Source organism: Roseateles oligotrophus, from assembly GCF_025717515.1.
GTDB lineage: Bacteria > Pseudomonadota > Gammaproteobacteria > Burkholderiales > Burkholderiaceae_C > Paucibacter_A > Paucibacter_A oligotrophus.
Window position 1 is genome coordinate 399,432 of sequence record NZ_JAJIRN010000005.1, and the last position, 25,281, is coordinate 424,712.

The 25,281-nt window shown below is 62.7% G+C and carries 19 protein-coding genes and 2 riboswitches; of the genes, 12 read left to right on the top strand and 7 right to left on the bottom strand.

What is annotated here, in order from left to right; genetic code table 11:
- Positions 1-13 precede the first annotated feature (13 nt).
- Complete coding sequence (locus LNV07_RS13050) at positions 14-1,249, top strand: YihY family inner membrane protein (protein ID WP_263571589.1); 1,236 nt, start codon at positions 14-16, stop codon at positions 1,247-1,249.
- Here LNV07_RS13050 and LNV07_RS13055 read toward each other — a convergent pair.
- A complete protein-coding gene (locus LNV07_RS13055; protein ID WP_263571590.1) occupies positions 1,238-1,819 on the bottom strand; it encodes a helix-turn-helix domain-containing protein in 582 nt (193 codons plus the stop codon). The genes LNV07_RS13050 and LNV07_RS13055 overlap by 12 nt on opposite strands.
- A 94-nt stretch (positions 1,820-1,913) precedes the next feature.
- On the opposite strand from LNV07_RS13055, the gene kbl reads away from it, so the two are divergent.
- The 3 genes from kbl to LNV07_RS13070 are packed head-to-tail and all read left to right on the top strand — an operon-like array spanning position 1,914 to position 5,050.
- On the top strand, positions 1,914-3,122 hold the full coding sequence (gene kbl, locus LNV07_RS13060; RefSeq protein WP_263571591.1) for a glycine C-acetyltransferase: 1,209 nt from the start codon (positions 1,914-1,916) through the stop codon (positions 3,120-3,122).
- Positions 3,123-3,135: 13 nt separating this feature from the next.
- Entirely contained in the window at positions 3,136-4,092 is a 957-nt protein-coding gene (locus LNV07_RS13065; protein ID WP_263571592.1) for an NAD-dependent epimerase/dehydratase family protein, read from the top strand.
- A gap of 52 nt (positions 4,093-4,144) precedes the next feature.
- Entirely contained in the window at positions 4,145-5,050 is a 906-nt protein-coding gene (locus tag LNV07_RS13070) for a MipA/OmpV family protein (protein ID WP_263571593.1), read from the top strand.
- Here LNV07_RS13070 and LNV07_RS13075 read toward each other — a convergent pair.
- Together LNV07_RS13075 and LNV07_RS13080 are read right to left on the bottom strand one after the other, a co-directional pair.
- Positions 5,047-5,853 (bottom strand): alpha/beta fold hydrolase, encoded by an 807-nt coding sequence (locus tag LNV07_RS13075; RefSeq protein ID WP_263571594.1) that lies wholly within the window; start codon positions 5,851-5,853, stop codon positions 5,047-5,049. The two genes, LNV07_RS13070 and LNV07_RS13075, sit on opposite strands and share 4 nt — an antisense overlap.
- A gap of 11 nt (positions 5,854-5,864) precedes the next feature.
- Positions 5,865-7,172, bottom strand: coding sequence for an O-acetylhomoserine aminocarboxypropyltransferase (locus LNV07_RS13080; RefSeq protein WP_263571595.1), 1,308 nt, complete (start codon positions 7,170-7,172; stop codon positions 5,865-5,867).
- A 105-nt stretch (positions 7,173-7,277) separates the two neighbouring features.
- Between LNV07_RS13080 and LNV07_RS13085 the strand changes: the two genes are divergently transcribed.
- The 7 genes from LNV07_RS13085 to LNV07_RS13115 all read left to right on the top strand — a co-directional run bounded on the left by LNV07_RS13085 (position 7,278) and on the right by LNV07_RS13115 (position 16,558).
- On the top strand, positions 7,278-7,748 hold the full coding sequence (locus tag LNV07_RS13085; protein WP_263571596.1) for a CBS domain-containing protein: 471 nt from the start codon (positions 7,278-7,280) through the stop codon (positions 7,746-7,748).
- Between the two features lie 104 nt (positions 7,749-7,852).
- The gene (gene aroC, locus LNV07_RS13090; RefSeq protein ID WP_263571597.1) at positions 7,853-8,959 is read left to right on the top strand and encodes a chorismate synthase; all 1,107 of its coding nucleotides are present in this window, start codon (positions 7,853-7,855) and stop codon (positions 8,957-8,959) included.
- On the top strand, positions 8,959-10,155 hold the full coding sequence (locus LNV07_RS13095) for an MFS transporter (RefSeq protein WP_263571598.1): 1,197 nt from the start codon (positions 8,959-8,961) through the stop codon (positions 10,153-10,155). Before aroC ends, LNV07_RS13095 begins: the two co-directional genes overlap by 1 nt.
- 132 nt (positions 10,156-10,287) lie before the next feature.
- Positions 10,288-11,481, top strand: a complete 1,194-nt coding sequence (locus LNV07_RS13100) for an efflux RND transporter periplasmic adaptor subunit (protein ID WP_263571599.1) — start codon at positions 10,288-10,290, stop codon at positions 11,479-11,481.
- A gap of 10 nt (positions 11,482-11,491) precedes the next feature.
- Complete coding sequence (locus LNV07_RS13105; RefSeq protein ID WP_263571600.1) at positions 11,492-14,716, top strand: efflux RND transporter permease subunit; 3,225 nt, start codon at positions 11,492-11,494, stop codon at positions 14,714-14,716.
- A gap of 219 nt (positions 14,717-14,935) precedes the next feature.
- Entirely contained in the window at positions 14,936-15,592 is a 657-nt protein-coding gene (locus LNV07_RS13110; protein WP_263571601.1) for a DVUA0089 family protein, read from the top strand.
- 183 nt (positions 15,593-15,775) lie between these two features.
- Positions 15,776-16,558, top strand: coding sequence for a substrate-binding periplasmic protein (locus tag LNV07_RS13115; protein WP_263571602.1), 783 nt, complete (start codon positions 15,776-15,778; stop codon positions 16,556-16,558).
- A gap of 30 nt (positions 16,559-16,588) precedes the next feature.
- Here the strand turns inward: LNV07_RS13115 and LNV07_RS13120 are convergent, their stop codons facing one another.
- From LNV07_RS13120 to gcvT, 4 genes are all read right to left on the bottom strand, one after another.
- A complete protein-coding gene (locus LNV07_RS13120) occupies positions 16,589-17,977 on the bottom strand; it encodes an L-serine ammonia-lyase (RefSeq protein WP_263571603.1) in 1,389 nt (462 codons plus the stop codon).
- A gap of 89 nt (positions 17,978-18,066) precedes the next feature.
- Positions 18,067-20,964, bottom strand: a complete 2,898-nt coding sequence (gcvP, locus tag LNV07_RS13125; protein WP_263571604.1) for an aminomethyl-transferring glycine dehydrogenase — start codon at positions 20,962-20,964, stop codon at positions 18,067-18,069.
- A gap of 108 nt (positions 20,965-21,072) precedes the next feature.
- Entirely contained in the window at positions 21,073-21,450 is a 378-nt protein-coding gene (gene gcvH / locus LNV07_RS13130; RefSeq protein WP_263571605.1) for a glycine cleavage system protein GcvH, read from the bottom strand.
- A gap of 36 nt (positions 21,451-21,486) precedes the next feature.
- Positions 21,487-22,620, bottom strand: a complete 1,134-nt coding sequence (gene gcvT / locus LNV07_RS13135) for a glycine cleavage system aminomethyltransferase GcvT (RefSeq protein ID WP_263571606.1) — start codon at positions 22,618-22,620, stop codon at positions 21,487-21,489.
- A gap of 54 nt (positions 22,621-22,674) precedes the next feature.
- A riboswitch (glycine riboswitch) is annotated at positions 22,675-22,784 on the bottom strand.
- A 16-nt stretch (positions 22,785-22,800) separates the two neighbouring features.
- Positions 22,801-22,905: riboswitch (glycine riboswitch) on the bottom strand.
- Positions 22,906-23,129: 224 nt separating this feature from the next.
- Here gcvT and LNV07_RS13140 point away from each other — a divergent pair.
- Entirely contained in the window at positions 23,130-25,226 is a 2,097-nt protein-coding gene (locus LNV07_RS13140) for a hypothetical protein (protein ID WP_263571607.1), read from the top strand.
- The last annotated feature ends 55 nt before the right edge of the window (positions 25,227-25,281 follow it).

A 25,281-nucleotide genomic window follows, 5' to 3' on the forward strand; every position in this document is an offset into this window, starting at 1 on the left:
CATCATAGCCAGCATGCGCAATCCTTCCTCCGACAAACTCGACCTGAAAAGTTGGGTTCGGCTCTTTCTCGTGACCCTGAACCGCTGGCCTTGGCGGCAAACCGTGCAAAGCCTGCGCCTGCGATTTCGCGAGGGCCATCTGGGCCTGACCGCAGGCAGCCTGACCTTCACCACGCTGATTTCCTTGGTACCGCTGCTGACGGTGATGCTGGCCCTGTTCACCGCCTTCCCGATCTTCTCGTCCTTTCAAACCGCGCTGGAGCAGTACTTCGTCAAGAGCCTGATTCCGGCCAATATTGCCAAGCCGGTCTTGGGTGCGCTGACCCAGTTCGCGTCCAAGGCGAACCGGCTGGGTGCCGTCGGTTTGTTCTTTCTGGGCATCTCGGCGCTGGCCTTGATGTTGACGATAGACCGCACATTGAACTCGATTTGGCGGGTGCAAAGGCCGCGTCCGATGGCGCAGCGCGTGCTCGTCTACTGGGCCACGCTGACCCTGGGGCCTTTGGTCTTGGGTGGCAGCCTGGCGCTGACCAGCTATGCGGTGTCGACGGGGCACGGCTTGTTCATGAATTTGCCCTTCAGCGTCGGCGTCATGTTCAGTGGCATCGAATTCCTGTTGATGGCCGGCGGCATGGCCGCGCTGTTCCACTATGTGCCCAATACCGATGTGCGTTGGCGTCATGCGCTGGCCGGAGGGGTCTTCGTGGCCTTGGGTTTCAACGTCGCCAAGAGCAGCTTGGCCTGGTACTTCAAATCGGTGCCGACCTTCTCGACTCTGTACGGCGCCTTTGCGACCGTGCCGATTTTCCTGGTCTGGCTCTATGCCGGTTGGGTGATTGTGTTGCTGGGTGCCTTGTTGGCCGCCAATGCGCCGAGCCTGAGCAGCGGCATGTTGAGGCGCCCCGATATGCCGGGTCTGGCGCTTGAGCTGAGCTTGGGCGTGCTGCGCGAATTGCGGCTCAGTCAGCAACTCGGTGAGGGTGGCGCCAGCAGCTTGACCTTGGCGCAGCGACTGCGCGTCGACCCCTTGCAACTGGAGCCTGTGTTGGATCAACTCGGCGACTTGGACCTGATCGGGCGGCTCGAAGAAAGCGGCACCCAGCGCCTGGTCTTGCTGGCCGTGCCCGAGCAAACGCCGGCCGCGCCCTTGTTAAATGCTTGCCTGGCCCAGCGCTCGAACTGTCTGGCGCCGCTCTGGCAGCGCAGCGACTGGGAAAAGCTCAGTCTGGCTCATTTGTTAGGGGTGTAGCACCACCAACAAGGCCACGGCCGCTTCGGTGGCGGACTTGTTGCGAATCGAATGCGGGCCGTCGACCGCATAACGAGCGGTTTCCCCGCAAAGCAGCGGCTGGCTGCTGCCACCGGCGCTGATCTCCAGGCTGCCGCTGAGCACGCTCAGATGCTCGCGCGAACCGGGCTCATGGGCGGCCGAATCCAGCGTGCCGCCCGGCGCTACCGTCAGCTGATACCACTCGAACTGGCCGGCCAGATCGATCGGCCCCAGGATGCGCAACTGGCACAGCCCGTCCGGGCTGCTCATGCTGGGAATCGAATGCGCGGCGACCCGCTCGATGGCCGGCGCCGGCGGGCGCTCGGCCCCCAAGAGCTCGGACATCTCGACCCTCAGCGCATTGGCCAGGCGCCAGACCACGGCCACGGTCGGGTTGGCCTGATTGCGTTCGATCTGCGACAGCATCGATTTGCTGACGCCGGCGCGGCGCGACAATTCGTCCAGCGACAAGCCCTGTAATTGCCGCAAGGCCTGCAAGGTGGCGCCGACCTTGGGTGGCTCTAGACTCTCTAAATTCGGAACTGACATGCTTGACCTCGGATCGGCAATCTTGGATACTGCACGCCGGTTCGATATATCGAACAGCGTCCAATTTAACGAATTGTGCATCAGGAGACCTGCAATGACCAACGCCGCCGCTTTCTACGCCCATCTGAACACCGAGTTGCAGGGCATTCGCGAGGCCGGGCTGTACAAGAGCGAGCGCGTCATCACCGGCCCGCAAGGCGCGCTGGTGCACACGCAAGACGGCCGCGAGGTGATCAACCTCTGTGCCAACAACTATCTGGGCCTGTCTTCCCACCCGCAGGTCATAGAAGCCGCCCACGAGGCCTTGCGCACGCATGGCTACGGCCTCTCGTCGGTGCGCTTCATCTGCGGCACGCAAGACCTGCACAAGACGCTGGAGCAGCGCCTGGCGCGCTTCCTGGGCACCGAGGACACCATCCTTTACGCGGCGGCCTTTGATGCCAATGGCGGCCTGTTCGAGCCGCTGCTCGGCGAGCAAGACGCCATCATCAGCGACGAGTTGAATCACGCGTCCATCATCGACGGCATCCGCCTGTGCAAGGCCAAGCGCTTTCGCTACAAGCACAACGATATGGCCGACCTGGAGCGCTGCCTGCAAGAGGCCAAGGCGGCGGGCGCGCGCTTCACGCTGGTCTTCACCGACGGCGTGTTCTCGATGGACGGCACGATCGCCCAGCTCGACAAGATCCGCGAGATCACCGATCGCTATGGCGCGCTCTTGGGCATCGACGAATGCCATGCCAGCGGCTTTGTCGGCAAGACCGGCCGCGGCACGCATGAATACCGCGATGTCTTCGGCAAGATCGACATCATTACCGGCACCTTGGGCAAGGCGCTGGGCGGCGCATCGGGCGGCTTCACGACCGGGCGGCGCGAGGTGATCGAGTTGCTGCGCCAGCGCTCGCGCCCTTATCTGTTCTCGAACACGGTGGCGCCCAGCATCGTCGGCGCGTCGATCGCCGTGCTCGATCTGCTGGAAGGTTCGACCGCGCTGCGCGACAAGCTCGAAGCCAACACCGCCTATTTCCGCGCCGCCATCCAGGCGGCCGGTTTCGAGATCAAACCGGGCACCCATCCGATCGTGCCCATCATGGTTCATGACGCGGTGATGGCGCAAAAGCTCAGTGCACGCATCCTGGAGTTAGGCATCTACGCGGTCGGTTTCTTCTTCCCCGTCGTGCCCAAGGGGCAGGCGCGCATCCGCGTGCAGGTGTCGGCCGGCCATGAGCGGGCGCAACTGGAAAAGGCGGTCGCCGCCTTCACGCAAGCCGGCCGCGAGCTGGGTCTGATCAAAACTGCCTGAGCAGGTCAATTCAATGAGTAATACCAAGATTCTGATCATCGGCGCCAACGGCCAAATCGGCTCCGAGCTGGCCCAAGAGCTGGCGCTGCGCCATGGCAATGCCAACATCATCACCAGCGATCTGGCGCCCGAGGGCCGGGTGCCCCAGCTGACGCATGAAATGCTCGACGTGACCGATGCGGCCGCCTTGGCCACGGTCGTCAAGCGCCACGGTATCACGCAGATCTACCACTTGGCCGCCGCTTTGTCCGCGACCGGCGAAAAGCATCCGATGTGGGCCTGGGACCTGAATATGAAGGGCCTTTTGAATGTGCTGGAACTGGCGCGCACGCAAAAGCTAGACCGCATCTTCTGGCCCAGCTCGATCGCTGCTTTTGGCCCCTCGACCCCGACGCTGGACACGCCGCAAACTTGCGTGATGGACCCGACCACCGTCTACGGCATCTCCAAGCTGGCGGGCGAACGCTGGTGCGCCTGGTATCACAAGAATCACGGTGTTGATGTGCGCAGCCTGCGCTACCCCGGCCTGATCAGCTTCAAGACGCCGCCCGGCGGCGGCACCACCGACTACGCGATCGAGATTTTTCATTCGGCGCTGAAGACCGGCCAATACAGCTGCTTCCTCGAAAAGGATCAGGGCTTGCCGATGATGTATATGCCCGACGCCTTGCGCGCCACCATCGAGTTGATGGAAGCGCCGGCAGAAAGCATCAAGCAACGCGGCAGCTATAACCTCGCCGGTGTCAGCTTCACGCCGGCCGAGATCGCGGCCGAGATCGCCTTGCAAATTCCGGGCTTCGAGATTGCTTACGCGCCGGACTTCCGCCAGGCGATTGCCGCGAGCTGGCCGCAGCGTATCGATGACAGCGAGGCCGTACGCGATTGGGGCTGGCGGCTCAACTACGACCTGCGGGCGATGGCCACCGATATGCTGAAAGAATTGCGGCCGATCTTGGGCATTACTGCCTGATTCGAGCGCAATTCGGAGCGCATCACAAGGCCTGGCGAGGCTAAGCTGGGTCATGCGCCCCAACCCAGTGTTCTCAATACTGGCCTTGTTGCTCTGTGCCGGCTCAAATGCAGCGGCGCAGGACCAGCCACAAGACCCGGTCGAAGCGCTGCTCAAACAACCGGTGAAGGCCTTGCTGACGGTGTTCGAGCTCGGTGCCCCGCATGCCGAGCTGCGCGACCAGGACTTTCGCTATTTGCTCGGAGCCACGCTGCAACAAGGCCCCGAATACTGGGGCGCCAAACAATACAAGCTTGGTTTGAAGCCGGTCTGGGCAATGCGCTGGGGCAAATGGCGGTTTTCGAGCTCGGGCGGTGCCGCCTTGATGGGGTTTGGTCAAGAGGCCATAGGCCCCGGCGCGGGTGCTAGCCGCGACTTGTTCGATAACGACCGTTTGCGCCTGGGCCTGGGTCTGCGCCTGGACGGCGGGCGCGGCCGCAGCGATGAAGGCGTGACCGCCGGCTTGCCCGAAGTGCGGCGCACCTTGCGCGGACGCGCCTACTCGAGCTATGCGCTGCTGCCGGGCTGGCATCTGTCGGGCGCGCTGAGTCTTGATTTGGCGGGCCGCGCTGGCGGCGCGATCGCCAATCTCGATCTGAGTCATGTGCTTTACCGTAACGCCAATTCGGAACTGCTCGCCGGCATTGGTCTGAGTGCTGGAGACTCCCGCTATATGCGAAGTTACTTCGGCGTGCCGGCGGGGAGCCCCGGCGCAGCCCGGTTGAGGCAAAGCTTCGAGCCCGCAGCCGGCCTGCGCGACGTCAATTTCAAGCTGGGTTACACCTATGCATTCTCAAGGCATTGGATGGGCTTCGCCGGCGTGGGCGTGAGCCGCTTGCTTGGCCCTGCCGCCGCCAGCCCGATCACGCAGCAGACGCTGGACCACAACGCCGGCCTGAGCCTGGCCTATCGCAATTAGGACGCTATTGCCGAACGCAGTGCCGCCAACAAGGCATCCGGTACTTCGCCCATCAAGGAATGGCCGGCCGGAAGCAGCATGGTCTTGGCGTTCAGCGCTTCGGCCAGCGACTTGCTTTGTTTGGGCGCCGTCATCTGGTCACGCGCTCCCAGGATCAAGGTGCTGGGGCACTTGACTTGGGCCGCCGCTTCCAGCCCATGCGCATAGGCATCGCATAAACGGAAATCATGCTCGAACAGATTGAGCAAGGTTTGGCTCCCCTGTATGCGCCGCTTCAAGGCGATCTCGCCGCCTTGTAGCCAAGCCCCCGGTCCTGGGAAGGAGGGCTTGCTGGCCCAACTCGAAAAAGAGAACTGATTGACCATGGCAATCGCCTTCAGCGGCTGCTCGCGCGCCGTATTCAGCAGCGCCTCGGACACCTTCATCGGATAAGCGGTCGCCAGCAGCGCCAGATGGCTGGCGCGGGCGGGCTGGCGGGCCGCGGCTTCCAGGGCGATCAGCGAGCCCATGCTGTGGCCGACCAGCGCCGCTTGCTGCTCAACACCCGCAGCGTCGAGCAAGGCCCAGACCCAATCGGCCAGGTCCGCGATGCTGCTCAGAGCCGGCCCACTGCTGCGGCCATGGCCGGGTAGATCGACCGCTAACACCGCATGCCCATGGTGGGCAAACCAACGTGCCAGCAGCGTCCAAACGCTGTGGTCATTGAGTGCGCCGTGGATGAAGACGACCGCGGGCAGGGCAGGGTCCAGCGGCTTGCCGCCGGTATAGACATAGGCTTCAAAGCCATTGACGATAAGTTTCATGGGCTGTGCTCCTAGGCCTTGGCTGCAATCTTCAGCGCGCGCTTCAAGTCCGCGATCAAATCATCGGCGTCTTCCAGCCCGATCGACAGCCGGATGGCGCCGGGCGCGATCCCTGCCAGGGCGAGTGCGGCGTCATCCATGCGGCTGTGCGTGGTGGATGCCGGGTGGATCACCAGCGAGCGGCAATCGCCGACATTGGCCAGATGCGAAAAAATCTGCAGCGCCTCGATGAAGGCGCGGCCCTGGGCTCTTGTGCCCTTCAGATCAAAACTGAACACCGAGCCGCAACCACGCGGCAGCAAGCGTTGCGCCAGCGCATGGCTGGGGTGGCTGCTCAGGCCCGGATAGCCGACCCGCTCGACCATGTCGTTAGCGGCCAAGAACTCGGCAATCTTCTGCGCGTTTTGCACATGACGCTGCATCCGCAGTGACAGTGTTTCTATGCCTTGCAGAATCAGCCAGGCGGTGTGCGGGCTCATGCAGGCACCAAAGTCGCGCAGGCCCTCGCGGCGCGCCCGCAGCAAAAATGCACCGACCGTGCTTTCTTCGGCGAACACCATGTCATGAAAGCCGGCATAGGGCTCGCACAGCTCAGGAAACTGGCCATGCTTGTCGTGCGCGGCCTGCCAATCAAACGCCCCGCTGTCCACCAGCACGCCGCCCACCACCGTGCCGTGGCCGGACAAAAATTTGGTCGCCGAGTGATAGACCAGATCGGCGCCATGTTCGAAGGGGCGCAGCAGATAGGGCGTCGTCAGCGTCGAGTCGACCAAGAACGGCAATCCGGCCTCATGGGCAATCGAGGCGATGGTCGGGATGTCCAAGACGTCGAGGCCGGGGTTGCCCAGCGTCTCGCCGAACAGCAGCTTGGTGTTGGGGCGGATAGCGGCACGCCAGCCGTCGATATCGCCGGGGCGCACAAAACTCGTTTCAATGCCGAAGCGGCGCAGCGTGTAGTGCAGCAGATTGTGCGAGCCGCCGTAAAGCGCGCCGGACGAGACGATGTGCGAGCCGGCGCCAGCCAGGGTCGCAATGGCCAGATGCAAGGCCGCTTGGCCGCTGGCGGTGGCGATGGCACCCACGCCGCCCTCGAGTGCCGCGACGCGCTCCTCGAACACGGCGGTGGTCGGATTCGACAGGCGCGAGTAGACATGGCCGGCCCGCTCCATATTGAACAGCGAGGCCGCATGCTCGGCGTTTTCGAACACAAACGAGGTGCTCAGATGCAGCGGCGTGACGCGTGCGCCGGTGCTCGGGTCGGGGGCGGCCCCGGCGTGTAGCGCCAAGGTATCAAAAGCGGGGTCGGCGTAGCCTGACATGGTGTCTCCCAGGTGTTGGTTGGCGGGATTGTGTGCTATGTTTATAACAGTCAAAAATTTCGGGTGAAGGCCAGGCCATTTGCCCGCTCATTCAGGAGTCAGCGTATGAAAGTCGTCGATATTTTGCGGGTCAAGGGTGGCACGCTGTTCACCGTGACGCCGGATGAATCCTTGTCGCAGGCCGTCACCACCATGGCAGAGCGCGATATGGGCTCTTTGGTCGTGATGGAGCATGGCGATCTGGTCGGTATGCTGACCTTCCGCGAGGTCATCGTTGCGGTGGTCAAGAATGGCGGCTCGGTCGGCACCCTGCATGTGCGCGGTGTGATGGACGACCACCCGCTGACCTGCACGCCGGAGACCGAAATCGACGAGGTGCGACGCATGATGCTGGGCCGCCACGCACGCTATATGCCGGTGCTGAACGGCAAGACCTTGATGGGCGTTATCTCCTTTTACGACGTCGCCAAAGCGGTGGTCGATGGTCAAGATTTCGAGAACCGCATGCTGAAGGCCTATATCCGCGACTGGCCGCTGGAAGATAACCCCGAGAGCGCTGGCGAATCGAAGCTCTGAGCTTGCACCGAGGAGTCAGATGGGCGACCTGCGGGTCGCCCGTTTTGTTTGTGCGCAGGATCGCCCGATAGAATCCAGGCGCCCCCAAGCTAAACAGGTTCCCCATGTCAGGCAGTACTTTCGGCGAATTGTTCCGTGTCACCAATTTCGGCGAAAGCCATGGCCCCGCGATCGGTTGTGTGATTGATGGCTGCCCACCCGGCATGGCCCTGAGCGAGGCCGATATTCAGCCCGAACTGGATCGCCGCCGGCCCGGCACTTCGCGCCATGTCACCCAGCGCAATGAGCCCGACACGGTCGAAATCCTCTCCGGCGTCTATGAAGGACTGACCACCGGCACGCCGATCTGCCTGCTGATCAAGAACCAGGATCAGCGCAGCAAGGACTACGGCAATATCCTCGACACCTTCCGCCCCGGCCACGCCGACTACAGCTATTGGCGCAAATACGGCCTGCGCGACCCGCGCGGCGGCGGCCGCAGTTCGGCCCGCCTAACGGCGCCCATGGTCGGTGCCGGTGCGGTGGCGCGCAAATGGTTGAAAGAAAAATATGGCTGCGAATTTCGGGGCTGCATGACGCAACTGGGTGAGCTGGAGATCCCGTTCGAGGGCTGGCAGCATGTCGCCAACAACCCATTTTTTGCCGCCAATACCAGCAAGATCGAAGAGCTCGAGGCCTATATGGACGCGCTGCGCAAGTCCGGCGACTCGGTCGGCGCGCGCATCCGGGTTGAAGCCACCGGCGTGCCCGTCGGCTTGGGCGAGCCTCTGTTTGACAAGCTCGACGCCGACATCGCCTACGCGCTGATGGGCATCAATGCGGTCAAGGGCGTCGAGATCGGCGCCGGCTTTGGCGTCGTCGCCCAACGCGGCAGCGAGCATGGCGATGAGCTGACACCGCTGGGTTTTGCCTCGAACAATTCCGGCGGCATGCTGGGCGGCATCTCGACCGGCCAGGACATCGTTGCCAGCATCGCGATCAAGCCAACCAGTTCGATCCGCACCCCCAAAGCGTCAATCAACCGGGCCGGTGAGGTGTCCAGCGTCGAAACCTTTGGCCGTCACGACCCTTGTGTCGGCATCCGCGCGACGCCGATTGCCGAAGCGATGCTGGCCTTGGTCTTGATGGATCATGCGCTGCGCCACCGCGCGCAATGTGGCGATGTGGTGTTGCCGATTGAAGCGATAGCGGCTGCTGCGCCAGGAGTTTGATGTCTGATACCGCCGCGTCCAAGCGCACGCTGACGGCCTGCAGTGCGCTGTCTTGCGCCTACTTCGCGGCGATCGGGGGCTTCAATCCTTATGCGCCGCTTTGGTACAAGGAACTGGGCCTGTCTGTCGTAGTGATCGGCTTGCTGGTCTCGCTGGCCAGTTGGACACGCCTCTTTGCGCCCTATGCCTGGGGCGCTCTGGCCGACCGGCGCGGCCAACGGACCCGGATCATTCGTTGGGCTGCCGCGACCAGCTTTGTCTCGGCACTGGGCTTCCTCGTGCCACCGCCTTGGGCCTCGGTGACGACGCTGGCGGCCGCCACCTTTTTGATGTTCACCTTCAATGCGGCGATCGTGCCGCTGATGGAAACGGTCGTCGCCGCACAACTGATGACGGCCGCGGGCGGCATGGATGCTCGTCGTTATGGGCAGGTGCGGGTTTGGGGGTCGGTCGGTTTCTTGGCCACCGTTTTGCTGGCCGGCTGGTGGTTCGAACATTTCGGAATGCAGGCTTTTGCGTTCACGACCTTGGCCTTGCTGTTCTTGGTGGTCGTGATGGCCTGGCGTTTGCCTGAACAGGCCGAGCAGGCTCATTCGGCGCATGTGCCCAGCCCGCCCATCGCCGAGGTGATGCGCCGCCCCGAGGTGCGCTGGTTCTTTGCCGGCGTGTTCCTGACCGTCCTGGCGCATACGGCGCTCTACACCTTTTTCAGCCTCTATCTGGACTCGCTCGGCTACGGCAAACAGATCGTCGGGCTGTTGTGGGCGGCCTCCGTGGTGGTCGAAATTGCCTGGTTCGCTTTTCAAGGCCGGGTAATGGAGCGCGGCAGCCTGCATCACTGGTTGATCGCGGCGGCGCTGTTGACGGCCTTGCGCTTTGGCCTGACCGGCGCGTTTGCCAACAGCCTGCTCGTTTTGTTTCTGGCCCAAGGCCTGCACGCGATCACGTTCGCGGCCCAGCACACCGCCTGCATCGCCCTGGTGACGCGTTATTTCCCCGGCCAGTTGCGTGGCCGTGGCCAGGCCTTGTACACGGTCCTGGGCTATGGCTGCTCGGGCGTATTGGGCAGCCTGGCCGGCGCTTGGCTGGTGTCCTATACCGGCTATGCGGCGGTGTTTGGGGTGGCGGCGCTGGCGGCCTTGGCGAGCGCGTTTTGCTGCTGGCGCAGCCTGGTCTTGGACCGCAGCGGCGACTGAGCGGCCTCATCCGACCCCGCCCTTGTGCAGGTCGTGCCCCGTTTTCTGCAACTCGTCATTACAGCCCTCGCGCCGGGCAAGCCCCGTCCCTACACTGCGGCCACTTTGGCATCAGATGAATTGGGAGACTCCATGCGCGCAAAATGGCTGATAGGTTCGATCACCACCTTGGTACTGCTGGGTGGCGCGGGGGTGGCGGTATTTGCCGGCAAGACGAACGGGCAGCCGGGCAAGCCAGCCGAGGCGCGCAAGGCCGGCGATGACAAGGTGGCCGTGGCGCTGGAGTTCGTACCCAGCGAGGTCATCAAACCAAGCCTGGCCAGCATGCCGGAGCAGATTCAATTCTCCGGCCCTTTGGTGGCGCCGGGCATGGCGATCGTGCGCGCCAAATCTACCGGCACGCTGTTGAGTTTGAGCGTGGGCGAGGGCAGCCGCGTCAAGGCCGGCCAAGCCTTGGGTCAGCTTGATCTGGAGGAGTTGCGTTACCGCGTCGCCGAGCGCAGCGCCAGCGTCGAATCCGCGCGCGCGCAGCTGGACCAAGCCGAGCGCCAGTTCAAAGCCAACCAAGGTCTGGCCGAACAAAAATTCATCGCCACGACCGCGCTCGACACCTCGCGTGCCAGCCTGGAGACGGCGCGCGCGCAGGTCGCCACGGCCAAGGCACAGCTCGACACCATGCAGGTGACGCTGCGCCAGGCCGCCCTGGTGGCACCGATCAGCGGCGTGGTGTCCAAGCGCCATGCCTTGCCGGGCGAAAAGCTGTCGCCCGAGCAGCAAATTTTGAGCATTGTGGATTTGAGTCGGCTGGAGCTGGCCGGCTTGGTCGGCACCCATGAGGTGAGCCGTTTGAAGCCCGGCATGCCGGTACAGATTCGGGTGGAGGGTTCGGACAAGCCCGTCGAAGCGCGCATCAGCCGCATCGCACCGGCGGCCGAACCCGGCACCCGCTCGATCGGTGTGACGCTGGAATTGGCCAACCCCAAGGAAGAATTCCGCGCCGGCCAATATGCGGTCGCCAAGGTCGAGCTACCCGACGAGGTGCAGCGTTTGACCGTGCCTCAAGCGGCCGTCACCAGCAATGCCGGCCAAGACGGTGTCTGGCTGATCGAAAACGGCGCCTTGCTGCGCCGCATCGTCACCACGGGCCGCAGCGATGCGCGCGAAGGCCGGGTCGAAGTGTTGCAAGGCCTGACCCCCAACGCGCAGGTGCTGGCGGCGCGCTTTGACAATCTGCGCGAGGGGGCCAAGGCCTCGGTGGTCGTCAGCAAGACCAAGGTGGCCGAAGCCGAAAAATCTGTCTCAACGGCCGCAACCGTCTCGAACTGAGGATCAGACCATGTGGATGACCAAAGTTTCGATCCAGAACCCGGTCTTCGCGACCATGGTGATGGTGGCGCTGTGCGTGTTGGGTATTTTTTCGTACAGCAAGCTGGGCGTGGAGAACATGCCCGATATCTCTATCCCGGTCGCCTCGGTCGATGTGCGCTATCCGGGCGCCTCCCCCGAGGCGGTCGAGCGCGAGGTGGCCAAGCCACTGGAAGAAGCGCTGAACACGATCGCCGGCGTTGAGAAGGTGATGTCGCGCAGCTTTGAGGGGCGTGTGCAGGCGCAGGTCGAGTTCGGCCTGAATACCGATATGGGCCGCGCGATGCAGGAGGTGCGCGACCGTGTGGCCGCCGCCCAAGCCGCCTTCCCCAAAGACGTCAAGACGCCGACGGTGGCACGCGCGCAGATCGAGGACAACCAGCCCATAGTGCTGGCCGCCTTGATGAGCAAGACGCGGCCGGCGCGTGAGCTGTCGATGATGAGTGAGCTGGTCATTGCCAAGCGCCTGGGCCGGGTTGACGGTGTGGCGCGGGTCGATGTCAGCGGCATGGTGCAGCGCGAGGTGCGCATCGATCTGGACCCGCTGCGTCTGCGCGCCTATGGCGTGACGCCGGCGGAGATTTCGACGGCGCTGCGCGAGGCCAATACCGACCAGCCGGTGGGTCTGATCTCGGACAAGACGGCCGACGCGATCCTGCGCGTCGAAGGCCGGGTCAAGGACCCCAAGCAGTTTGCCAATATCGTGGTGGCCAGGCGCGGCAATCTGGTGCTGACGCTGGGTGACCTGGGCACCTTGGTCGAGCGTGAGCGAGAGCCCGACAGCCTGGCGCGCATCAACGGCTCGCAAGCGGTGACCTTCAACGTCTTCAAACAGCAAGACTCCAATATCGTGACCACCGGCGAAGGGGTCAAGGAGGCGATGGAGGAACTGCGCAAGAACCTGCCCAAAGACGTCGAGCTGAACCTGATCTATGCGTCCAGCGACAACGTCAAGAATTCGCTGGAAGGCCTCAAGCACACCTTGGTCGAAGGCGCTTTGCTGACCGTGGCGATCGTGTTCTTGTTCCTGCACAGCTGGCGCTCGACCATCATCACCGGTCTGACGTTGCCGATCGCCGTGATCTCCAGCTTCATCGCCGTGCACGCGCTTGGCTTTACGCTGAACTTCATGACCATGATGGCCTTGAGTCTGTGCATTGGCCTGCTGATCGATGATGCGATCGTCGTGCGAGAAAACATCGTGCGCCATGTCGGCATGGGCAAGGACCACCGCACCGCCGCCTTTGACGGCACCAACGAGATCGGCCTGGCGGTGATGGCCACGACCTTCGCCATCTGCGCGGTGTTCGTACCAATCGCCTTCATGGGCGGCATCATCGGCAAGTTCTTCTATCCTTTCGGCATCACCGTCGCGGTCGCTGTGCTGGTGAGTTTGTTCGTTAGCTTTACGCTCGACCCTATGCTCAGCTCGATCTGGAAAGACCCCCCGAGCCATTACCTGAAACGCGTGCCGGTGATCGGGCATTTGATTCGGGCCACCGACCGTGGCATGGACTTCCTGCACATCGCCTATGAGCGCGCGATACGCTGGGCTTTTTCGGGCCGACGCTACCGGATGTTTGCGCTGCCTATCCCGGTCTGGGGGCGCCCGTTTGATGCCAACGGGGTGCGTGACCGCAGCCAGCCGCGCTGCCTGCGTCTGGCAACCATCACGCCGCGCGGCTTGGTGATGGCGATTGGCGGGGCCAGTTTTGTGCTGGCCCTGGGGCTGACCCCCTTGGTCGGCAGCGAGTTCGCACCCAAGACCGATGACAGTTTCATCCAAGTCAATCTGCGCATGCCGACCGCCTCCAGCTTGGAGCGCAGCAATATCAAGGTCGCACAGATCGAGGAAATCCTGTCCAAGTACAAGGAGATCAAGACCATCTCGACCAGCGTCGGTGGCACCGGCGAGGGCATGAGTACGGGGCGCAATCAGGCCACCTTGAGCATCGCTTTGGTCGACAAGAAGGAGCGCAAGCGCAGTCAGAAACAGTTGGAAGACGCCTTCCGTGCCGACATCGCCAAGCTGCCCGGCGTCGACGCCAGCGTTGGCGGCGACCGCTCAATCTGGATCACCCTCCTGGGCAACGATCCGACCGTCTTGACGCAAGTCGCCAATGATTTGGTCGCCAAGATCAAGAAGGTGCCCGGCGCTGTCGATGTCGAAACCACCGTCAAGCAAGGCCTGCCGGCCTATGCGGTCAAGCTGAAGGAGTCGGCCGTGCGCGAACTGGGCCTGACCGCGCCGCAACTCGCCGCCTCGCTGCGCGCCTATGTCAATGGCGATGTCGCCACCTACTGGACCACGCCGGACGGCAATCAGGTCGAGGTGCTCTTGCGTCTGCCGGTCGAGCAGCGTCAGCGGGTTGATCAGATGCTCAAGCTGCCGGTCGCATTCGCCAAGGACGGCTCACCGATCTCGCTGGATCAGGTCGCCACGATCGAGTCGGTCTTCAACCCCGAGGTGATCCGCCGCCAGAACCTGCAGCGCCGCGAGGCCGTCTTTGCCGGCACCGAAGGGCGGCCGTCCGGCGACGTCAACGCCGATGTGCAGAAGATGATCAAGTCCATGCATTTGCCGCCCGGCGTGACCTTTAATGTCGACGGTGCCGGCAAGCAGCAAGCCGAGGCCTTCAAGGGCTTGCTGGCGGCGATGGGTTTGGCCGTTATCTTCATCTACATCGTGCTGGCCAGCCAGTTCGGCAGCTTTGTGCAACCGATCGCCATCATGGCCTCGCTGCCCCTGGCCTTGATCGGCGTGATGCTGGCCCTGCTGCTGACCGGCTCGACGCTGAATGTGTTCTCGATGATTGGCCTGGTGATGTTGATGGGCTTGGTCAGCAAGAACGCGATTTTGCTGATCGACTTTGCCAACCATGCCCGCAAGGGCGGGGCGACCATCCCCGAGGCCCTGCTGCAGGCCGGCCTGGTGCGTATGCGGCCCATCATCATGACGACGGCGGCGATGGTGTTCGGTATGTTGCCGATGGCCTTGGCCTTCAACCAGGGTGGCGAGATCCAAGCGCCGATGGGCCGCGCCATCATCGGCGGCGTGATCACCTCGACGCTGCTGACGCTGATCGTGGTGCCGGTGCTGTATTCCTATCTGGTGCGGGAGCGCAAGCCCAAAGCGAAGCCAGCCAGTGAAACCTCCATGGCGGGTTTGGTATTGGCACCGGGCGGGGATGATTGAAGCGCGGTGAGCGTCTGCTAGGGAGTAGAGCGCTTGCCGTCCTTGCGTGATACCCCTCCGAATGCTGACCACCCATCCAGGGGATAACTAACGGCATGGGCCGTTCCGCTCTATAGACTGCACTGGCTCGGGCGTTCAGGCCGAGTTTGGTATCCCAGGGGGGGCACAAAATCTCGCCCCATCAGTGTTTCTAGATAGAGAGTCATTACTTTGAACGCGATGAAGAAAATTTCTGCAGCCTTGCTGCTTTGCGGCTTGGCCGCCATGGGTGCGGTACAAGCTTCGCCGACCAACTTCTCTTATGCCGGAACCTTCAGCAAAGACGACAACGTTCAGCTTTTCAATTTCTCGACCAATGGCACGTCCTTGGTCTCGTTGTTGTCATACTCATGGGCCGGCGGTACGCAGTCCAATGGCAATGTCGTCAGCGCCGGTGGTTTCGACCCTATCTTGGCGCTGTTCAATGCAAGCACAGGCGCTTATATCGATCAGAACGATGATACCGGTTCAGACTCCTGCGGCGGCGTAGCCATCGGGAGAGATAGCGGCAGTCGCTATGACGTTTGCTTCAGCGCCACCTTGGCTGCCGGCGACTACACCGTGGCGATCATGGAATACGCCAACTTCGCGGTCGGAGGCAACTTGTCCGCTGGGTTCACAAGAGCAGGTCAGGGTAATTTTACCGGTGCGGATTTCGGTTGTTCGAATGGTAGTTTCTGCGCTACACAAGCTCGCAATCGCAGCAATGCCTGGGCTTTCGACATCCTGGGTGCTGAACAAGCAAGCCAGACTACGGTCCCCGAGCCAAGCTCGCTGCTGCTGGTCGGCTTGGCCTTGGCTGGTGTTGGCGCTATGTCGCGTCGCCGCAAGGTCTAAGTTGCGCGAGACTGTGCGCTGACCGTCGAGGTCGGTGCTCACAAAAAAAGGCGGCCCAAGGGTCGCCTTTTTTGTTACAGACCGCTACTTGCTTGCGCTTAGCGCTCACGCGCGGACACGAAGTGGCCTTGTCCCTGCCGGCGAAGTGCAAGCGCCTCGCCGCGCTGCTATTCTCGAGGCTTGATGGACAAGCCCCACCACTTCCATAGCCTCGCAAAGCAAGCCCTGTTTGCTATTGCGCTGGCTTGCGGCCTGATTTCGACCAGTCATGCCGACTTGCGTTTGTTGAGCGAGGAGTTCCCGCCGATCAACTTCACCGAACAAGGCATGCCGCGTGGCTTGGCCGTCGAAATCGTGCAGGAGATCCAGCGCCGCGAAGGCTCGGCGACGGCGATTGAATTCATGCCCTGGGCCAGGGCATTTCGCGAGGCCAAGGGGCCGGGTGAAACCGCGTTGTTTGGGATGGCCCGCACGCCCGAGCGTGAAAAGCAGTTCAAGTGGGTGGGCCCGATCGTGACCTTCTATAGCTCGATCTATGCGCCAGCCAAAGACGGCATGCGTCTGCACAGCATGGATGACGCCAAACGCGCGTCGGCGGTGCTGGTAGTGCGCGACTGGTTCACCGCCGAGGAGTTAAAAACCTTGGGTTTTCAAAACCTGGTCAGCGTCACCGACCCCGTCACCGCGATCAAGATGCTGCTGGCCAAGCGGGTTCCTTTCTTCGCAACCGAGCGACTGTCGATGCCCGACATTCTGGCCAAGGCCGGCATCTCCCCCAACTCGCTCGAAATTGTCTATAGCTATGCGAGTTCCGATGGCTATATCGCTTTTTCGCTCGATACGCCCGATGCCACGGTCAAGGCCTGGGCCGAGCGCCTGCGCGAGATGAAGCGGGACGGCAGCTTCCTCAAGATCTATCGCCGCTGGCTCCCCAAGGACAACCCGCCGATGGGCATCATGCCTTGAGGGTCAGGCCGGCCCGCTCCCAATCGATTTTCAGCACTCAACGATATTCACCGCCAAGCCGCCGCGCGCGGTTTCCTTGTACTTGGTCATCATGTCGGCGCCGGTGTCGCGCATGGTTTTGATGACCTTGTCCAGACTGACGAAGTGCGTGCCGTCGCCGCGCAAGGCCATCCGGGCGGCGTTGATCGCTTTCACCGACGCGATCGCATTGCGTTCGATGCAGGGGATCTGCACCAGGCCGCCGACCGGATCGCAGGTCAAGCCCAGATGATGCTCCATGCCGATCTCGGCCGCGTTCTCGACCTGTTCCGGCGTACCGCCCATCACCTGGCAGAGTGCGCCGGCCGCCATCGAACAAGCCACGCCGACCTCACCCTGGCAGCCGACCTCGGCGCCCGAGATCGACGCGTTTTCCTTGTACAAGATGCCGATGGCGGCGGCCGTTAGCAGGAAGTCGATCACGCCGTCCTCATTGGCGCCGTGATAGAAGCGCGTGTAGTAATGCAGCACGGCGGGCACGATGCCGGCCGCGCCATTGGTCGGCGCCGTCACGACGCGGCCGCCGGCGGCGTTTTCCTCATTGACGGCCAGCGCGTACAGATTGACCCAGTCCATCACCTGCAAGGGGTCACGCAAGGCCGCCTCCGGGTTGGCCGTCAGGTCACGGTGCAGCTGTGCGGCACGCCGCTTGACCTTGAAGCCGCCGGGCAGGATGCCCTCGGTCTTGCAGCCGCGCACCACGCAATCCTGCATCGTCTGCCAGATCTTCAGCAGGCCGCTGCGGGTCTCATCATCCGTGCGCCAATGGCGCTCATTGCGGCGCATGATTTCGGCAATGCTGATGCCTTGTTCTTTGCAGATCGCGAGCAAATCATCGCCGCTGTGGAAAGGGTAGGGCAGCACTTGAGAGTCGGGTGCAATGACTTTTTGCTTGCTGCCGTCGGCCGCCACTTCATCGCTGACGATGAAACCGCCACCGACCGAGTAGTAGGTGCGCTCTTGAATCTCCACCTCATTCACATCGTAGGCAACGAAGCGCATGCCATTGGCATGAAAAGGCAGGCTCTGGCGGCGGAAGAACACCAGGTCCTTGGCCTCATTGAAGGCGATCGGGTGTTCTCCGAGCAAGCTCAGGCTGCCATTGCGGATACCGTCCAGATAAATCTCTACCTGCTCGACATCGACACTGTCGGGTTCATGGCCGGCCAGCCCCAACAAGACCGCCTTGTCGGTGCCGTGGCCCTTGCCGGTGGCGCCCAAGGAGCCATACATCTGCGAGACCACGCGGGTGGTCTGTTCCAGCAAACCCTCATGGCGAAGCCGCAGCGAGAACAGCCGTGCGGCCCGCATCGGGCCGACGGTGTGCGAGCTGGAGGGCCCGATGCCGATCTTGAACAAGTCGAAAACTGAGACGGCCATAGCGGGCCTCCATCAAGAGAATGCGTGCGAAAAAAAACCGACGGCGCGGCAATCAATGCGCGCTGTCGGTTCGAGTGGCTAGGGGCTGATCAAGCCTCGTAGTCGCTCATGGGAGGGCAGGAGCAAGACAAGTTGCGGTCACCCCAGACGTTGTCGACTCGGCCGACCGGCACCCAGTATTTCTGGCGACGCAAGGTGGCAACCGGGTAAGCGGCTTCTTCGCGGCTATAGCCATGCGTCCACTCGGCCTTCAGCAAAGCCTCTGCCGTGTGCGGCGCGTTGACCAGCGGGTTGTCTTCGCGGGTCCATGTGCCGTCGGCCACCTTGGCAATCTCGGCGCGAATGGCGAGCATCGCATCGCAGAAACGGTCGAGCTCGAACTTGGACTCGCTCTCGGTCGGCTCCACCATCAAGGTGCCGGCGACGGGGAAGGACAGCGTCGGCGCGTGGAAGCCGTAGTCGATCAAGCGCTTGGCCACATCTTCCGCGCCCACACCCGTCGCATCTTTCAAGGGGCGAATGTCCAGGATGCACTCATGCGCAACCCCGCCGCCCTTGAGGCTGGCAACATTGCTGCTGAAGTGAATGTCGAAGGCATCCGCCAAGCGAGCCGCCACATAGTTGGCCGACAGGATCGCGACCTCGGTTGCGGCTTGCAGGCCGTCGGCGCCCATCATCCGGCAGTACATCCAGCTGATCGGCAAGACCGCCGCATTGCCCAGCGGGGCGGCCGAGACCGCGCCGATGGCTGTTTCGCTGACATAACCGCCGGAACGGTGTGTCGGCAGATAAGGCACCAGATCGGCCACCACGCAAACCGGGCCAACGCCCGGGCCGCCACCGCCATGCGGGATGCAGAAGGTCTTGTGCAGGTTCAGGTGCGAGACATCGCCGCCAAACTCGCCCGGTGCTGCCACACCGACCAAGGCGTTCATGTTCGCGCCGTCTACATACACGCGTCCACCATGGCTCTTCACCAGCGCGCAGATGTCCTTCACATGGGTGTCGAACACGCCGTAGGTAGAGGGGTAGGTGATCATGATGGCGGCCAGCGATTGGCTGTGCAACTCGCACTTGGCCTTCAGGTCGACCAGATCAATATTGCCTTCCTTGTCGCATTTGGTGACGACGACGGTCATGCCGACCATCTGGGCCGAGGCCGGGTTGGTGCCATGGGCCGATTCGGGAATCAGGCAGATCTTGCGATGACCCTCATTGCGAGCCTCGTGGAAGGCCTTGATCGCCAGCAGACCGGCGTACTCACCCTGCGAGCCGGCGTTCGGCTGTAAGGAAATACCGGCATAGCCGGTCGCTTGGCAGAGCCAGGCGGTCAGCTGCTCGTTCAGCAGCGCATAACCCTTCAGTTGATCGTGTGGCGCAAATGGGTGAATATTGGCGAACTCGGGCCAGGTGATCGGGATCATCTCGCTGGTGGCGTTCAGCTTCATCGTGCAGGAGCCGAGCGGGATCATCGAGCGGTCCAGCGCCAGGTCCTTGTCCGACAAGCCGCGCAGGTAACGCAGCATTTCGGTTTCGGAGTGGTAGCGGTTGAAGACCGGATGAGTCAGGTAGGCGCTGCTGCGCAGCAAGTCGGCCGGGATCAAGCTGGCCACACCCTTCTCGAATCCGCCAAAGTCTGCCACCGCCTTGCCGCCCGAGAACACCGCCAGCAGAGCCTGCAGATCGGCGCGTGTGGTGGTTTCGTCCAGCGAGATGCTGACGCAATCGAGCGCGGCGCGGCGCAGATTCATGCCGGCGGCGACCGCTGCGGCGAGGATGCCATCGGTCTTGCCGCCGGTGTTGATGGTCAGCGTATCAAAGGCGCTCGCGTTGACGACCGTCCAGCCCAAGCCTTGCAGGCTTTGCGCCAGCACCGCCGTGTAGCTGGCGACGCGCTGGGCGATGCGCTTCAGGCCGGCCGGGCCGTGATAGACGGCGTACATGCTGGCGACGACGGCCGGCAGCACCTGCGCAGTACAGATGTTCGAAGTGGCTTTCTCGCGGCGGATATGTTGCTCGCGCGTCTGCAGTGCCAGGCGGTAGGCCGGCGCGCCATGCACATCGATGCTGACGCCCACCAAGCGGCCGGGCAGGCTGCGCTTGTACTCGTCCTTGCAGGCCATGTAAGCGGCGTGTGGACCACCGTTGCCCATCGGCATGCCGAAGCGCTGGGTATTGCCCACGGCGATGTCGGCGCCCATCTCGGCGGGTGACTTGATCAGCGTCAGCGCCAGCAAATCGGCGGCGGCAATCAGCAATGCACCTTGGCCGTGGACCGCGTCGGCGGCGGCCTGCAGGCTGCGCACATCGCCGTTGACGCCAGGGTATTGCAGCAGCGCGGCAAAGCACTCGCTCTTGCCCGCGTCCGCGGCAGCGCCCACTTGCACCGTCAAGCCCAGCGGCTTGGCGCGGGTCTGTACGACTTCGAGCGTCTGCGGCAGCACGTCATCGGCGACAAAGAAGACCTGCGACTTGCTCTTGCCCATGCGCAGCGCCAACGTCATCGCCTCGGCGGCGGCGGTCGCTTCGTCCAGCATCGAGGCATTGGCGATGGCCATGCCGGTCAGGTCGGTGACCATGGTCTGGAAGTTGACCAGGGCCTCCATGCGGCCTTGCGAAATTTCGGCCTGGTAAGGCGTGTAAGCGGTGTACCAAGCGGGGTTTTCAAGGATGTTGCGCAGGATGACGCCCGGGGTCAGGGTGTCGTAATAGCCCTGGCCGATATAGCTCTTCAAGACCTTGTTCTGCTGAGCCAGAGCCTTCAGCTCGGCCAGCGCCTGAGCTTCGGTGGCGACCGCCGGCAAGGCCATCGCCTGCCCGCGCTTGATGTTGGCGGGCACCACCGCATCGATCAGCGCACGGCGCGAGGCGGCGCCGATGACCGACAGCATGCCGGCCTCGTCGGCGGCATCGGGGCCGATGTGGCGGGCGTGGAATTCGGTGGCGTTCTCGAGCGCAACCAGGGGCTTGTTAGCAGACATCAACATGGCAAATCCTTGAAGGCCAGGCTGCACTTGTGGTGCCGCCAAGCCCATTTCTTTTTTCTCTTCAAGCGCCGGTCAGCAGGATGCCGGCCGGCGCGGGCAAAGCAGCGATTAACTGTTCTTGACCAACTCGTCGTAGGCGGCGCTATCCATCAAACCGTCGAGTTCAGCGGCATTGCTGAGCTTGACCTTGAAGAACCAGCCGGCTTTCAGCGGGTCGGTATTGGCCAGCGACGGATCGTCACGCAGTGCTTCGTTGACCTCGGTGATCTCGCCGCTGACGGGCATATAGACATCGGCCGCGGCCTTGACCGACTCGACCACGCCGGCCACTTCCTTGGCGGCGAAGCTCGTGCCGACCGAAGGCAGGTCCACAAACACCACATCGCCCAGCGCGTCTTGCGCGTGCACGGTGATGCCCACGGTGACAACGCCGTCGGCTTCGATCTGGACCCATTCGTGGTCGTGCGTGTACTTGATGTTGCTCATGCTGATGTGCTCCGTGTAACGATGGAAAAAGGGGAATTAACCGCGGAAGTAGCCGTTAGGTGTGAAAGGCGTGCTGCTGACCGTCATCGGCGTGCGCTTGTCGCGCACGATGGCGAAGACCTCGGTGCCAATGGCCGAATATTCTTTGCTCAGATAGGCCAGCGCGACCGGCTTAGCCACAGTGGGGCCCAGCGTGCCGCTGGTGACGATGCCGACTTCGAGGCCGTCTGCGTTGACCAACTTCGCACCTTCACGCACCGGCATACGCTCGCTGCTGACCAGGCCGACGCGCTTGCGTGCCGCACCATTGGCGAGTTGGGCGTCCACCACGGCCGCACCGGGGTAACCGCCGGCCCGCGCGCCACCGGCGCGGCGAACCTTCTGGATCGCCCAGGTCAGCGAAGCTTCGACCGGGGTGGATTCGGTATTGATGTCATGGCCGTACAGGCACAGGCCGGCTTCCAGGCGCAGCGAGTCGCGTGCACCCAGGCCAATCGGCTTGACTTCTGGCTGGGCCAAGAGCTTGCGGGCCAGGGCCTCGGCTTGATCGCCGGCCACCGAGATCTCGAAGCCGTCTTCGCCGGTATAGCCGGAGCGGGTCAGGAAGGTCACTATGCCGTCCAGATTAAAGAAGCCGCCGGTCATGAAGGTCAGCTTGGCAACATCGGGGTTCAGGCGCGACAGCGCGGTCACCGCCTGCGGGCCTTGCAGCGCCAACAGCGCTTGATCGGGCAGGGGCAAGACCTGGCACTTGTCGCCAATCTTGGCCTGCATATGGGCGATGTCCTGCACCTTGCAGCCGGCGTTGACAACGACGAAGAGGTCGTCCGGGCGGCGCGCAATCATCAGGTCGTCGAGGATTCCGCCGGCGTCGTTGGTGAACAGCGCGTAGCGCTGCTTGAACAGGCCCAGGTCGATCACGTCGACCGGCACGATGGTTTCCAAGGCGGCGCTGGCGCCGTCGCCCTTGAGCAGCACCTGGCCCATGTGCGAGACGTCAAACAGACCGGCTTGCGCGCGGGTGTGCTTGTGTTCGGCCATCACGCCCATCGGGTACTGGACCGGCATGTCGTAGCCGCCGAAAGGCACCATCTTGGCGCCGAGTTCGATGTGCAGCGCGTGCAGCGGGGTCTTCAGCAGCGGAGTGTTTGGGGTGTCGGAGCTAGACATGGCGGGAATCCTTCGAGGGCAGTCAACTGACCTACTCCCAAAAGGAGTAGGGGGGATGCCCTCGCTGTCCGCTTTACTTGAGAGATTGGCCACCGGCGTATCGCCCGCAGCTTGCCCCTTCAGTGGACGGGCTCAAAGACCCGTCTCTCTCCAGTGAGGACGCCCGACGTTTTGTGAACGGGCGTTTTATCAGTCCTTTTGCCTGAGCGTTCGCAGCGTGGGATCACCAGTGCCACTGCGCCTTCGGCGGCTCCCTGCTAGGGAACTCTCTCCTGACCGGGCGCATTGTAGCCATGGATTCGGCCCTCACTCAAACACTTGACGACAGCAGATCGAGAAACTTCGCACCAAAGCGCGGCTAGCTAGCGGCGGGGCCACAGCTCATGCGAACGCCGACAAAATTGCTGGCGATTTGACTTGCTTCATTGCGCTTTGTGCAGCGGCAGAGTTCACTATCCTCGGTGGATCTGGGCTTGCAGCCCCAAATCTTGCCTCGGAAAGACGCGTCCATGAGCTCGACTCTCGATATCCATCTGTGTATCCAACAACCCGTCGGCTATGTGCATTCGCTGGGTTTGCTGGATCAGGCCAGGTATTTTCGCTACCAGTTTCGGCGCCTTGGCGCCAAGGTCAGCATGTCCAAGAATCGCCTGCGCTATGACGCGATCAATTTCGTTTTTGGCGCGCATCTGGGCTTCGAGGCCTCACAAGTTCTGAGTCATGCCTGTGTGTTCGTCAATCTGGAACAGCTGGGCGAGGGCGGGGCGCCGGTGTCGCCCGACTACCTGAACTTGCTTTCCACCCAAGCGGTGGTTGACTATCACGCCGGCAATTGCAGCGCCTATGCGGCCCGGCCCAGCGAGGTGCCCGTGCTGCCCTTGCTGTACGCGCCCTATCTGAAACCGGCGCAAGCCATCCCGCTGGAAGAGCGTCCGATCGACCTGCTTTTTTTCGGCAGCATCAATGAGCGCAGACAAACTTGGCTGGACCGGATCGAAGCGCTGGGCTTGACGGTGGCCGTGTTTGACGGCCCGCTATACGGATCCGAGCGGGATGAATTCATCGCCCAAGCCAAGGCCGTGATCAATATGCACTTTTATGAGAGCAGCCGCTTCGAGCAGGCTCGGGTCGCGCACTGCATGTCGCTGGGCACACCGGTGATTTCCGAGCGTGCGCCGCATACGGACTTGCCGGTGCCCTTTGACGATACGGTGTTTTGGCTGAAAGACGAGGAGCTGGAGGCCTTTTTTCGGCAGGAATTCAAGTCGCCGGCCTTTTTTGAGCGGGCGCGCCAGGCCTTGCAAAGGTTTGAGGAGGCCGATCCCGTCAAGGCCTATGCCAACTTGCTCTTGTCGGCCTGCAAGACGGCCGAGGACCATCATCGGCGGCGCACCGCAGGCGCCTGGTCGCCGCCCTGCATCAATCTTGAGGCCGGGCCTGCCTACCGGGCCGGCTGGTTGAACCTTGACATCCAGGCCTCCAGCGAGCCGGACTGGATACTGGACTTGACCGAGCCTCTCGCCTTGCCGCTGTCGACCCATACCGCCCACCAGGGGCAGGTGGAGTTACGCGAGGCCGCAGTAGATGTGATTCAGGCCGGGCGACTGGGTGCCGACGAAGGCAAGCTGCGCGCTTTGCTCGGCAATGCCTTGCGTTTGTTGCAAGTGGGCGGCGAGTTTCAATTCGACCTGCCGGGTGCATTCGGATCTGCCGACGGGCTGGCCGATGCGTCCACGCAAGCCTTGCATGAATGCGTCGGGCGGGCTTGCAGCGACTTCTTTTGGTCATTGGACTGGTTTGAACATCGCTTCGAACTGCTGGAAAACATAGCGCTGGACCTCGACGGCAAGCCTTGTGAGCCGGAGCGAGCGCGCTTCTCTCGCCTGGTTCTGCGCAAGCTGGAAACCTCACTGCGCGAACGCACGACGGCGCGAAGCAGGCAAACCGATCTGCGCCTACCCGGCGACGAGGTGGCTGCTGAGCAGATGATGGTTTCAAATACCCGCAGCCAAACACAGGCCAGTGGCGAGCCCCGCAAATTCAAATGGTCGATCCTCGTTCCGACGCTGCCGGCAAGGCGAGAACTGCGCAAGCGATTGCTGGACATTCTTGAGCCCCAAGTGGCCCGCTACCCCGATGTCGAGCTCTTGGTGCTGGAAGACAACCGCAGTCGCCAATACGGTCCCAAGCTGCAGGCCATGATAAACATTGCCCAAGGGGAATATGTCAATTTTGTCGATGATGATGACCTCATTTCGGATCACTATGTCGAGACCATCTACCCGCTGTTGACCGGCGTGGATTGCGTCGGCTTTTCGGCGCAGGTCAGTGTCGAGGGCGGGCCCTTCAAATCGGTCTTCTACAGCATCAAGAACAAGGTCTGGGTCGATGCCCCGGAGGGCTATTACCGCAACCCGCAGCATCTGACGCCGATTCGCCGCGAGCTGGTGTTGCAGGTGCCCTGGGTCGGTCATTACGGCGCCGACCGCACCTGGTCGCACAAGATGGCGAGCAAAGGGCTGCTGAAAACCGAGAACGTCACGAACGAGGTTCTCTACACCTATTACGCCACGCAGAAGGAAAATCGGGAAGGCGTTTGGCGCTGAATGGCGCGCGGGGTTGATACCTTCGCCAAGCGGCCTTGGCGAACAGCTAAAGATA

What these genes read in the sequence shown, in the direction of transcription:
- LNV07_RS13095 (WP_263571598.1), top strand. Translation starts at nt 8,959, where the DNA reads ATGTCTGATACCGCCGCGTCCAAGCGCACGCTGACGGCCTGCAGTGCG.
- LNV07_RS13070 (WP_263571593.1), top strand. Translation starts at nt 4,145, where the DNA reads ATGCGCCCCAACCCAGTGTTCTCAATACTGGCCTTGTTGCTCTGTGCC.
- LNV07_RS13085 (WP_263571596.1), top strand. Translation starts at nt 7,278, where the DNA reads ATGAAAGTCGTCGATATTTTGCGGGTCAAGGGTGGCACGCTGTTCACC.
- LNV07_RS13115 (WP_263571602.1), top strand. Translation starts at nt 15,776, where the DNA reads ATGGACAAGCCCCACCACTTCCATAGCCTCGCAAAGCAAGCCCTGTTT.
- gcvH (WP_263571605.1), bottom strand. Translation starts at nt 21,450, where the DNA reads ATGAGCAACATCAAGTACACGCACGACCACGAATGGGTCCAGATCGAA.
- aroC (WP_263571597.1), top strand. Translation starts at nt 7,853, where the DNA reads ATGTCAGGCAGTACTTTCGGCGAATTGTTCCGTGTCACCAATTTCGGC.
- LNV07_RS13080 (WP_263571595.1), bottom strand. Translation starts at nt 7,172, where the DNA reads ATGTCAGGCTACGCCGACCCCGCTTTTGATACCTTGGCGCTACACGCC.
- LNV07_RS13050 (WP_263571589.1), top strand. Translation starts at nt 14, where the DNA reads ATGCGCAATCCTTCCTCCGACAAACTCGACCTGAAAAGTTGGGTTCGG.
- LNV07_RS13100 (WP_263571599.1), top strand. Translation starts at nt 10,288, where the DNA reads ATGCGCGCAAAATGGCTGATAGGTTCGATCACCACCTTGGTACTGCTG.
- gcvT (WP_263571606.1), bottom strand. Translation starts at nt 22,620, where the DNA reads ATGTCTAGCTCCGACACCCCAAACACTCCGCTGCTGAAGACCCCGCTG.
- kbl (WP_263571591.1), top strand. Translation starts at nt 1,914, where the DNA reads ATGACCAACGCCGCCGCTTTCTACGCCCATCTGAACACCGAGTTGCAG.
- LNV07_RS13055 (WP_263571590.1), bottom strand. Translation starts at nt 1,819, where the DNA reads ATGTCAGTTCCGAATTTAGAGAGTCTAGAGCCACCCAAGGTCGGCGCC.
- LNV07_RS13110 (WP_263571601.1), top strand. Translation starts at nt 14,936, where the DNA reads ATGAAGAAAATTTCTGCAGCCTTGCTGCTTTGCGGCTTGGCCGCCATG.
- LNV07_RS13120 (WP_263571603.1), bottom strand. Translation starts at nt 17,977, where the DNA reads ATGGCCGTCTCAGTTTTCGACTTGTTCAAGATCGGCATCGGGCCCTCC.
- LNV07_RS13065 (WP_263571592.1), top strand. Translation starts at nt 3,136, where the DNA reads ATGAGTAATACCAAGATTCTGATCATCGGCGCCAACGGCCAAATCGGC.
- LNV07_RS13140 (WP_263571607.1), top strand. Translation starts at nt 23,130, where the DNA reads ATGAGCTCGACTCTCGATATCCATCTGTGTATCCAACAACCCGTCGGC.
- gcvP (WP_263571604.1), bottom strand. Translation starts at nt 20,964, where the DNA reads ATGTTGATGTCTGCTAACAAGCCCCTGGTTGCGCTCGAGAACGCCACC.
- LNV07_RS13105 (WP_263571600.1), top strand. Translation starts at nt 11,492, where the DNA reads ATGTGGATGACCAAAGTTTCGATCCAGAACCCGGTCTTCGCGACCATG.
- LNV07_RS13075 (WP_263571594.1), bottom strand. Translation starts at nt 5,853, where the DNA reads ATGAAACTTATCGTCAATGGCTTTGAAGCCTATGTCTATACCGGCGGC.